We start from the raw sequence: 10607 nt of genomic DNA, 5'->3' as shown, positions 1-10607 counted from the left end.
GGGGCAGTATTGCCCCGCAGTTTAGAGGAAGAGTCCGGGGCCCGGGCGACTTCCTTCGGGGAATCTGACGCCGACTTTGCCAATCTTGTTCCCGTCCATGACTGCGACGGTCCAGATCGTGTTGTTCCACTCCACCTGGTCGCCGACCACCGGCGCGCCGCCGACTTTCTGGGTGATGAAGTGGCTCAAAGGCATGTCCGGGTCGATGCCTTCGAGCTGCAGGCCGTACAGCGCCGAGACCGCGCCCAGCTGGGCGTCGCCTTCGAGGACGAAGTCGCCGAAGAAGCGCAAATCCAAACCGCGTTGCGGCGCCTGGCTGAACAGTTTGCCCAGGGCCGGCAGGTTGTGTTCGTGACCGATCACGCAGAGCAGATCGTCGGCTTCCAGCACCGTACTACCCGACGGATGGAGCAGTTGCTGGCCACGGAACAGCGCCGCGATACGCGTGCCTTCGGGCATTTTCAGCTCGCGCAGGGCTGCGCCGATGCACCATTTTTCCGCGCCCAGGCGGTAGACGAACAGCTCCCACTCACTGGTGACGTGAACTTCCAGGGCTGCGCGGGAAATCGGTGCCGGCTCCGGTGGCACGGTCACTTTCAGCAGCTTGGCCACCCACGGCAGGCTGGTGCCTTGCACCAGCAGCGAGACCAGCACGATAAAGAACGCCAGGTTGAAGTAAAGCTGTGCATGGGGCAGGCCGGCCATCAGCGGGAACACCGCAAGAATGATCGGCACCGCGCCGCGCAGGCCGACCCAGGCGATAAAGGCTTTTTCGCGGCCGTGGAACGCCTTGAACGGCAGCAGGCCGACCATCACCGACAGCGGCCGCGCAAACAGGATCATCCACAGCGCCAGGCCCAGGGCGGGCAGCGCAATCGGCAGCAGGTCGTGGGGCGTGACCAGCAGGCCGAGTACCAGGAACATGCCGATCTGGGCGAGCCAGGCCATGCCGTCGAGCATATGCAAAATGCCATGACGGCTGCGCACCGGGCGGTTGCCGATCACCAGGCCGCACAGGTACACGGCGAGGAAGCCGCTGCCGTGCAGGGCGTTGGTCAGGGCGAAGACGAACAGGCCGCCGGCGATCACCAGGATCGGGTACAGGCCGTTGGCCAGGTTGATGCGGTTGACCATCTGCAGCATCAGCCAGCCGCCACCGAGGCCGATGAGGCCGCCGATGCCGAACTCGCGCACCAGGTGCAACAGCAGGTTCCAGTGCAGGCCGGTCTGGCCGCTGGCGAGCATGTCGATCAGGGTGACGGTGAGGAACACCGCCATCGGGTCGTTGCTGCCGGATTCGATTTCCAGGCTGGCGGAGACCCGTTCGTTGAGCCCCTTGCCGCCGAGCAGCGAGAACACCGCGGCGGCGTCGGTGGAGCCGACAATCGCACCGATCAGCAAGCCTTGAATGATGTTGAGGTCAAACAGCCAGGCCGCGGCCATGCCAGTGAGGCCGGTGGTAATCAACACCCCCACCGTGGCCAGCGACAACGCCGGCCAGAGTGCCACGCGAAAACTCGCCACCCGGGTGCGCAAGCCGCCGTCGAGCAGGATCACGGCCAGGGCGAGGTTACCCACCAGGTAGGCGGTCGGGTAGTTATCGAAGATGATGCCGCCGCCGTCGACGCCGGCGACCATGCCCACGGCCAGGATGATCACCAGGATCGGAATGCCCAGGCGGGACGAAAGAGAGCTCACCAGAATGCTCGCACTCACCAGCAACGCGCCGATCAAGAACAGGCTGTTGATGGTGGTCGCATTCAAAGGCAGTACTCCATGGGCAAAATAAGACGGACGCATTCTGACCATGCAGTCTGCGTGCCAGCGATTCTAACCTGTTGAATTGCCGCGCTGTCAAAAAGGTTTTAGCGACGGGCGCCGATCTAAATGTGGGAGGGGGCTTGCCCCCGATAGCTGAGTGTCAGCCAGCACATCTGATTCTGATACACCGAAATCGGGGGCAAGCCCCCTCCCACATTCTTAGAGGCGAAACCGCCCGACCATCCCGTTCAAGTCCACCGCCAGGCGCGACAACTCGCTGCTCGCGGCACTGGTCTGGCCGGCGCCGGTTGCCGATTGCACCGACAGATCACGAATGTTCACCAGGTTGCGGTCCACTTCCCGTGCCACCTGCGCTTGTTCCTCCGCCGCGCTGGCGATCACCAGGTTGCGTTCATTGATCTCGACAATCGCCGTGTTGATCGTATCCAGCGACATCCCCGCGCCTTTGGCGATGTTCAGCGTCGATTCCGCGCGCTCGGTGCTGTTGCGCATCGAATCCACGGCATGCTCGGTGCCGGCCTGGATACTGCCGATCATCCGTTCGATCTCGCTGGTCGACTGCTGGGTGCGATGCGCCAGCGCACGCACTTCGTCGGCCACTACGGCAAAGCCACGGCCGGCTTCCCCGGCACGCGCCGCTTCAATCGCCGCGTTCAGGGCCAGCAGGTTGGTCTGGTCGGCGAGGCCGCGAATCACGTCGAGCACCTTGCCGATGTCGCGCGACTCATTGGCCAGGTCGCCGATCAGCGTCGCGGTGGCTTGCACGTCGCCGCTCATGCGCTCGATGGCGCTGACGGTTTCCTGCACCAGGTCGCGGCCGTCACCGGCGGAGGTGGTGGCGTTGCGCGAGGCCTCGGAGGTGCTCACCGCATTGCGCGCGACTTCCTCGACGGCGCTGGTCATCTCGTTGACCGCGGTGGCGGCCTGTTCGATTTCGTTGTTTTGTTGGGTCAGGCCACGGGCGCTTTCGTCGGTCACGGCGTTGAGCTCTTCGGCGGCAGAAGCCAACTGAGTGGCCGAGCCGGCGATGCGTTGCAGGGTGTCACGCAGCTTGTCCTGCATCTTGGCCATGGCGGCCAGCAGACGGCCGGCTTCGTCGTCGCCATCGACCTTGATCGGGCGTGTCAGGTTGCCTTCGGCGATTTCTTCAGCCGCGTCCAGGGCCTGGGCGATCGGCAGGGTGATGCTGCGGGTCAGCAGCCAGGCGAACAACAGGGTCAGCGTCGTGGCGATGACCAGCAGCCCAACCACCAGGTCGAAGGCCAGGTTGTATTGGTCTTTGGCCTGCTGATTGGTGGCCAGGGCCATCTTGTTATTGATGTCCGCCAGGCGCGCCAGCACGGCGTTGATCTGCTCGGCGTTGCTCAGCAACTCGCTGTTGAGCAACTCGCGCAGCTCGTCGACCTGATTGGCCCGCGACATGCTCTTCATGCGCTCTTCGATCTGATGGTACTGGGCTAGCAGGCGCACGTATTCGTCGTAGGCCGCGCGTTCTTCGCTGCTGTCGATGAGTTTTTCGTAGATGCCCTGGGCGGTCCGAATCTGCTGGTTGCGCTGTTCGATGGTTTCCAGGGTTTTTTGCTGCGCGTCCGGCCTGCGGTTGGTCAGCAAGCGGTATGACAGCACCCGCAGGCGCAATGTCAGCTGGGTGAACTCATCGAGGGCGCGAATACTCGGGACGCTGGACAGCGTGATGTCTTCTGCCGCCGCGCGGATTTTGCTCATTTGGTTCAGGGCGAACACACCGAGAAACAACATGAGTGCGCCAATCATCGCGAAGCCTAGGAACGCGCGCGGCGCGATATTCATATTACGAAGAGACATGCGGGAGTCCTGGGGAGAAGCGCGATCCATGCGGCTATGAGACAGGGTGAGTATTACCTATCGGCAGTACGACTAAAGTCTATAGTGGCGTGTGTTTTTATCGCATCGGACGAGGGGCCGGGCCGATTCAGGAACCAGATGGGGGAAACGCAGTCACTAAGGCTCGAAAGTGCGGCCCGGCCCTTAACAATCGGGCTGCGCGCCGGGGATAACCCTGGCATCCGAGGTGAATTTTCTTTATCGTCACCGCCCTTTTAAAAAGCCCAGGAAATCAAAATGTTAGAAGCATCCCTCAGCCAACTGGAACAACTGGTCAGCGACCTGGTACAGCAGAATCAAGACCTGTTGGACACCAATGAATCCCTCAAGGCGCAATTGGCCCGCGCCAAGGATGAGAATGACAGCCTGCAATTGAACCTGATGGAACAGGAAGAAAAGAACGGCGCCACCGCTGCGCGTATCCAGGCGTTGGTTGAGCGTGTGAGCGCAGGGCCTGTCAGCGCATGAACGAAGGGATAAAGGTCGTTTCGATTCTCGGAGAGGATTACTCGATCAAGGCTCCGGCCGGGGAAGATCAAACCCTGATGCACGCCGTGACCCTGCTCAAGGCCTCCCTGGCCACCACCAAGAAAAAGTACCCGACCCTGATCGGTGACAAGCTATTGGTACTGGCCGCGCTGAACCTGTGCGCCGAGCAGATCGAAATGCAACAGCGTCACCAGCAGGAACTCGACCGTTACCAAGAGCAAGTCAGCGCCACGGTCGAGGTGATTTCCAAGGCTATCGGACAGCCTTAGAACCACTCATCCTGCATGCCGAGGCACGTATCGTCGCGGGCCTCCAGTATTGCCAGTTCATGATGGCAGCCCGGTACTTCCCAGGTCAGGAAGTAGCGGGCCGCCTGGAGCTTGCCTTTATAGAACGCGGTGTCCGCCGCATTGCCCTTGGCCAGGCCTTCTTCGGCGCGAATCGCCTGCTCCAGCCAGCGCCAGCCAATCACCGTGTGCCCGAATACCTTCAGGTACAGCGCCGAATTCGCCAGGCTGCTGTTGACCTTGCCTTGGGCGAGATCCGTCAGCAGGCCGATCGTCACGCTTTGCAGGCGCGCCACCAACTGTTCCAGCGGTTCTCTCATGGCCTTCAGCGATGGATATTGCTGCGCCCGTGCGCCTGTTTCGGCGATCAACCGAATCAGTTGCTTCAGGCCCGCGCCGCCGTTCTGCGCGAGCTTGCGCCCCAGCAGGTCGAGGGACTGGATACCGTGGGTGCCTTCATGGATCGGGTTGAGGCGGTTGTCGCGGTAATACTGTTCCACCGGGTATTCGCGGGTGTAGCCGTGGCCGCCGAGGATCTGGATCGCCAGCTCGTTGGCCTTGAGGCAGAACTCCGAGGGCCAGGATTTGACGATCGGCGTCAGCAGGTCGAGCAGTTCGTGAGCGCGCTTGCGTTCGACGTCGGTTGCCAGGGTGGTGGTGTCGTCGAACAGGCGCGCGGCAAACAGGCCGAGGTCAAAGGCGCCTTCGACGTAGGCTTTCTGGGTCAGCAACATGCGTTTGATATCGGCGTGCTGGATGATCGACACCGGCGCGGTACTCGGGTCTTTGCTGTCCGGCAGGCGGCCTTGCGGGCGTTCGCGGGCGTATTCCAGGGAATACAGGTAGCCGGCGTAACCGAGCATCACCGCGCCCATGCCGACGCCGATGCGCGCTTCGTTCATCATCTGGAACATGCAGCTTAGGCCCTGGTGCGGCTTGCCCACCAGATAGCCGACACAATGCCCGTTATCGCCGAAATTCAGCGCCGTGGACGTGGTGCCGCGCCAACCCATCTTGTGAAACAGCCCGGCCAGCAACACATCGTTGCGCGCACCCAGGCTGCCATCGTCGTTGACCAGGAATTTGGGCACGATAAACAGCGAAATGCCCTTCACCCCGGCCGGCGCGTCCGGCAGTTTGGCCAGCACCATATGCACGATGTTTTCCGACAGCGGGTGGTCGCCGCCGGAGATAAAGATCTTGTTGCCCTTGAGCCGATAGCTGCCGTCCGCCGCAGGCTCTGCGCGGGTACGAATGTCCGACAGCGACGAGCCGGCATGCGGCTCGGTCAGGGCCATGGTGCCGAAGAAGCGCCCCTCGATCATCGGCTGCAGGAAGCGTTGCTTCTGCTCCTCGGTGCCGAAACTTTCGATCAGGTTGGCGGCGCCCATGGTCAGGAACGGGTAGGACGTTGACGCCGCGTTGGCCGCCTGGAAGTGCGCGAAGCAGGCCTGGGACAGCAATGTCGGCAACTGCATGCCGCCGGCTTCGAAACTGCGCGCGGCATTGAGGAAGCCGGCTTCCAGGAAGGCGTCCACGGCCGGTTTGACTTCCGGGATCAGGATGGCCTTGCCGTCCTCGTAGCGCGGTTCGTTTTCGTCGTTTTTGCGGTTATGCGGTGCGAAGTACTTTTCGGCGATGGTGCGGGCGGTACTGATGGCCGCGTCGAAGGTTTCGCGATTATGTTCGGCAAACCGCTCGCGCTGGGTCAGGCCCTCGGCATCGAGGACTTCGTACAGCTCGAAAGCCAGATTGCGGGAACTGAGGAGCATCTCGGACATGGCGGCTTACCTGCGTGGGAAGGAGCCTGAGTCTAAGTGCGCGAATAGAGGCTGGATAGCAAGATTGATCTGGGTGATGGAGGGGCAGAACGCGGACGAGGAGTTGAAATACAGCCAAAATGTGGGAGGGGGCTTGCCCCCGATTGCAGTGTGTCAGTCAGTTCAGCTGTTACTGATCCACCGCCATCGGGGGCAAGCCCCCTCCCACATGTTTACCGCGTTCCGGCAGTTAGCCGATGGTCATCAGGCTGGCGTTACCGCCCGCCGCTGCGGTGTTGACGCTCAGCGCACGCTCGATCACCAGACGCTCCAGGGCAATTGCTGTCTCGCCTTGGGACAAACCATGTACCCCGACGATCGCCCCGCCACGCTGGGCCACTTGCTGGCAAACCGCGCGCAGTTGATCGGAATCGCCGTGGTGCAGGACTGCGTCGAACAGCACATCGTCCTTGGTCCAGTCGGCCACGCGCTTGATCTTCGCCTGAATCTCTTTCGGCAGGCGTGGGAACAAGGCTTTGGTCAGCTCGGTTTCCGGCCATACCGCCGAACCGCCGACGGCCAATACCGCCGCCAGTTGGGTCAGCAGGTCACCTTCTACTTCTGCCAGGCACAGTACGTGCTCGCGGGGCAGGATGGCGTAGCTGTTGCGCTCGCCGGTCGGGCCGGCCAACAGGCGGGTGATACCGCTTTGCGATTGCGTGGCGAACCGGCTGCACAGCGCGCTCAGGTCGCTGAGCGTGTGGCTGTCGGCCCAGGCTTTCAAAGCGGTCAGCGGTTGGCTCATGGCGTCGCGCAGGCGCACGTCCGGTGCGGACAATGCATCGCCGCGAACGAAGGACTGCTCGATCGCATCGGTAGGACGCGTCGACAGCAGGCGGTACAGGTACAGCGGACCACCGGCTTTCGGGCCGGTGCCCGACAAACCTTCGCCGCCAAACGGCTGCACGCCGACCACCGCCCCGACAATGTTGCGGTTGACGTAGACGTTGCCGGCATGAACGTTGTCGATCACCTTGGCGATGGTCTCGTCGATGCGCGTGTGTACGCCCAGGGTCAGGCCGTAGCCGGAAGCGTTGATCTGGCCGATCAACTGGTCGATCTCCTTGCGCTTGTAGCGCACCACGTGCAGCACCGGGCCGAAGATCTCCCGTTGCAGCTCGTCGAAGCTTTCCAGTTCGATCAGGGTGGGCATCACGAAGGTGCCGCGCTTGATCTCTTCGCCGTCGGCGATCGCCACTTGGTACACCGCACGGCCTTTGTCGCGCATGGCCTGGATGTGTTTCTCGATGCCGGCCTTGGCTTCGGCGTCGATCACCGGGCCGATATCCACCGACAGGCGCTCCGGGTTGCCCAAACGGCATTCAGCCATGGCGCCCTTGAGCATTTCGATGACGCGGTCTGCAGAATCTTCCTGCAGGCACAGCACACGCAGGGCCGAGCAACGCTGGCCGGCGCTGTCGAAGGCCGACGACACCACGTCGATGACCACTTGTTCGGTCAGGGCCGAGGAGTCGACGATCATCGCGTTCTGGCCACCGGTTTCGGCGATCAGCGGGATCGGTCGGCCCTGGGCATCCAGGCGTCCGGCGACATTGCGTTGCAGCAGGCGCGCGACTTCGGTGGAACCGGTGAACATCACGCCTTTGACGCGATCATCGCCGACCAGGCGCGCACCAACGGTTTCGCCCTGGCCCGGCAGCAGTTGCAGCACGCCTTCCGGAATACCGGCTTCGAGCAGGATACGTACCGCTTGTGCGGCTACCAGCGGGGTTTGCTCGGCAGGTTTGGCCAATACCGGGTTACCGGCGGCCAGTGCGGCGGCGACTTGCCCACTGAAAATCGCCAGCGGGAAGTTCCACGGGCTGATGCAGACCACCGGGCCCAATGGGCGGTGGGCGTCGTTGGTGAAATCGTGACGCGCCTGCACCGCGTAGTAACGCAGGAAGTCCACGGCTTCGCGCACTTCGGCGATGGCATTGGCGAAGGTCTTGCCGGCTTCGCGGGCCAGCAGGCCCATCAGCGGCTGGATCTCGCCTTCCATCAGGTCGGCGGCGCGTTCAAGGATCGCGGCGCGCTCGGCGGGCGGAGTCGCCTGCCAGATCGGGCCGGCGTTGATGGCGCACTGGATCGCGTTGTCGACGTCATCGACGGTGGCTTCCTGTACGTGGCCGACCACATCACGCAGGTCGGACGGGTTCAGCACCGGCGTCGCAGCTTCATTACTGGCGGCGCAACCCAACATCGGCGCGGCTTTCCAGTGGTTGTGCGCGGTGGCCAGCAGGGCGCAGGACAGCGACGCCAAACGGTGTTCGTTGGCCAGGTCGATACCGGCCGAGTTGGCGCGGTCGCTGCCGTACAGATCGCGTGGCAATGGAATACGCGGGTGCGGCAGGCCGAAGCCGCCTTCCAGCGTCGCCATTTGCTCGATGCTGGCTACTGGATCGGCCACCAGCTCCTGGATCGAGATGGACTGGTCGGCGATACGGTTGACGAACGAGGTGTTGGCGCCGTTTTCCAACAGGCGACGTACCAGGTAGGCCAGCAGGGTTTCGTGGGTGCCGACCGGGGCGTACACGCGGCACGGACGGTTCAGCTTGCCCTCGGCCACTTTGCCGACGACCTGTTCGTAGAGCGGTTCGCCCATGCCGTGCAGGCATTGGAACTCGTACTGGCCGGGGTAATAGTTCTGACCGGCGATATGGTAGATAGCCGACAGGGTGTGGGCGTTATGCGTGGCGAACTGCGGGTAGATGACTTCCGGCACCGACAGCAGTTTGCGTGCGCAGGCGATGTAGGACACGTCGGTGTACACCTTGCGGGTATAGACCGGGTAGCCTTCCAGGCCTTCGACCTGGGCGCGCTTGATTTCGCTGTCCCAGTACGCGCCTTTTACCAGGCGGATCATCAGGCGGTGGCGGCTGCGGCGCGCCAGGTCGATGACGTAGTCGATCACATACGGGCAGCGCTTCTGGTAGGCCTGGATCACGAAACCGATGCCGTTCCAGCCGCTCAGTTGCGGCTCGAAGCACAGGCGTTCGAGCAGATCCAGGGACAGTTCCAGGCGGTCGGCTTCTTCGGCATCGATGTTCAGGCCGATGTCGTATTGCTTGGCCAGCAGGGTCAGGGACAGCAAGCGCGGGTACAGCTCGTCCATCACCCGTTCGTACTGGGCACGGCTGTAACGTGGGTGCAGGGCCGACAGCTTGATGGAAATGCCCGGGCCTTCATAAATCCCACGGCCGTTCGAGGCTTTGCCGATGGAATGAATGGCTTGTTCGTAAGAGGCGAGGTACTTCTGCGCATCGTGTTCGGTGAGTGCGGCTTCACCGAGCATGTCGTAGGAATAGCGGAAACCCTTGGCTTCGAACTTGCTCGCATTGGCCAGGGCTTCGGCGATGGTTTCGCCGGTGACGAACTGCTCGCCCATCAGGCGCATGGCCATGTCGACGCCCTTGCGGATCATCGGCTCGCCGCTCTTGCCGATGATGCGGCTCAGGGATGAGGTCAGGCCCGCTTCGTTGTGGGTGGCGACCAGTTTGCCGGTCAGCAACAGGCCCCAGGTAGCCGCGTTGACGAACAGCGACGGGCTGTTGCCCAGGTGCGGTTGCCAGTTGCCGGTGCTGATCTTGTCGCGGATCAGTGCGTCGCGGGTGCCTTTGTCGGGGATGCGCAGCAGCGCTTCGGCCAGGCACATCAGTGCCACGCCTTCCTGGGATGACAGGGAGAATTCCTGCAGCAAACCCTGGACGATGCCGGCACGGCCGCCGGCGCTCTTCTGATTGCGCAGTTTTTCTGCAATCGACGCGGCCAGCTTATTCGTGGCTTCGGCCATCTGGGCCGGCAGGCGAGCCTGTTCGATCAGCATCGGCACCACTTCCGGCTCCGGGCGGCGGTAAGCGGCGGTGATCGAGGCGCGCAGTACGGATTGCGGCAGGATGCTCTCGGCGAACTCGAGGAAGCACTGATGGGCGTGGTCGGCCTGGACCTCGCCGGCGTCATCGGCCTCCTTGCTGCTCAAGCCATTGAGCTCGGTCAGGGTTGCACCACCCTCGAGTTTCTCCAGGTAATTGAAAATCGCCTGCTTGATCAGCCAGTGCGGCGTGCGATCAATGGAGGTCGCGGCCGCCTTCAGGCGCTCGCGGGTCGGGTCGTCGAGTTTGACCCCAAGGGTGGTTGTAGCCATTTTCTTATCCTCATGGGTGCCACTACCGAGTGGCATCAGTTGGCGGCAAGATTAGCTTCGGTCTGGAAGAGGTGCAACCGGGTGCAACCCTTTTTATGCATGAAATTTTCGAGGTTCAATCGGAAAAAATCCCGGCCTCGACCGATTCTGCTTCTAGTTGGTGCATTTGCTTCTGAGTTCGGCTGTTCTTGCTCCGAAAAGGAGCAAAAACGCGGTGTTTTC

General features: G+C 62.5%; 6 protein-coding genes and 1 pseudogene. 2 read left to right on the top strand and 5 right to left on the bottom strand.

All coding sequences use genetic code 11. The features are described 5' to 3' along the window. Positions 1–21: 21 nt before the first annotated feature. The 3 genes and pseudogenes from AC07W0_RS06155 to AC07W0_RS06145 all read right to left on the bottom strand — a co-directional run. Positions 22–1764: a potassium/proton antiporter gene (locus AC07W0_RS06155; protein ID WP_017849823.1), complete on the bottom strand. Its 1743-nt coding sequence runs from the start codon at positions 1762–1764 to the stop codon at positions 22–24. Positions 1765–1980: 216 nt separating this feature from the next. Then, a complete protein-coding gene (locus tag AC07W0_RS06150; RefSeq protein ID WP_370737571.1) occupies positions 1981–2844 on the bottom strand; it encodes a methyl-accepting chemotaxis protein in 864 nt (287 codons plus the stop codon). Next, positions 2836–3591 (bottom strand): annotated as a pseudogene (locus AC07W0_RS06145) (MCP four helix bundle domain-containing protein); the annotation flags it as partial. The gene AC07W0_RS06150 and the pseudogene AC07W0_RS06145, both read right to left, overlap by 9 nt. A 291-nt stretch (positions 3592–3882) precedes the next feature. Between AC07W0_RS06145 and AC07W0_RS06140 the strand changes: the two are divergent. Both AC07W0_RS06140 and AC07W0_RS06135 read left to right on the top strand, forming a co-directional pair. Continuing rightward, positions 3883–4113, top strand: coding sequence for a hypothetical protein (locus AC07W0_RS06140; RefSeq protein ID WP_046490781.1), 231 nt, complete (start codon positions 3883–3885; stop codon positions 4111–4113). Further along, entirely contained in the window at positions 4110–4403 is a 294-nt protein-coding gene (locus AC07W0_RS06135; protein WP_017849820.1) for a cell division protein ZapA, read from the top strand. The genes AC07W0_RS06140 and AC07W0_RS06135 overlap by 4 nt, the downstream gene beginning before the upstream one ends. Here AC07W0_RS06135 and AC07W0_RS06130 read toward each other — a convergent pair. Then, entirely contained in the window at positions 4400–6202 is a 1803-nt protein-coding gene (locus AC07W0_RS06130) for an acyl-CoA dehydrogenase (RefSeq protein WP_102617196.1), read from the bottom strand. The genes AC07W0_RS06135 and AC07W0_RS06130 overlap by 4 nt on opposite strands. Positions 6203–6431: 229 nt before the next feature. Continuing rightward, positions 6432–10385 carry a trifunctional transcriptional regulator/proline dehydrogenase/L-glutamate gamma-semialdehyde dehydrogenase gene (gene putA / locus AC07W0_RS06125; protein ID WP_017849817.1) on the bottom strand — a complete coding sequence of 1318 codons (3954 nt, stop codon included), beginning with the start codon at positions 10383–10385 and terminating at the stop codon, positions 6432–6434. Between the last annotated feature and the right edge of the window lie 222 nt (positions 10386–10607).

The sequence above is a fragment of the Pseudomonas sp. GW704-F2 genome (genome assembly GCF_059423025.1).
This window is presented reverse-complemented; position numbering and strand designations above follow the sequence as displayed.

Bases quoted from the DNA above. Each gene is read 5' to 3' on its own strand.
- AC07W0_RS06140 (WP_046490781.1), top strand. From the start codon at position 3,883: ATGTTAGAAGCATCCCTCAGCCAACTGGAACAACTGGTCAGCGACCTG.
- AC07W0_RS06135 (WP_017849820.1), top strand. From the start codon at position 4,110: ATGAACGAAGGGATAAAGGTCGTTTCGATTCTCGGAGAGGATTACTCG.
- AC07W0_RS06150 (WP_370737571.1), bottom strand. From the start codon at position 2,844: ATGCAGGACAAGCTGCGTGACACCCTGCAACGCATCGCCGGCTCGGCC.
- AC07W0_RS06130 (WP_102617196.1), bottom strand. From the start codon at position 6,202: ATGTCCGAGATGCTCCTCAGTTCCCGCAATCTGGCTTTCGAGCTGTAC.
- putA (WP_017849817.1), bottom strand. From the start codon at position 10,385: ATGGCTACAACCACCCTTGGGGTCAAACTCGACGACCCGACCCGCGAG.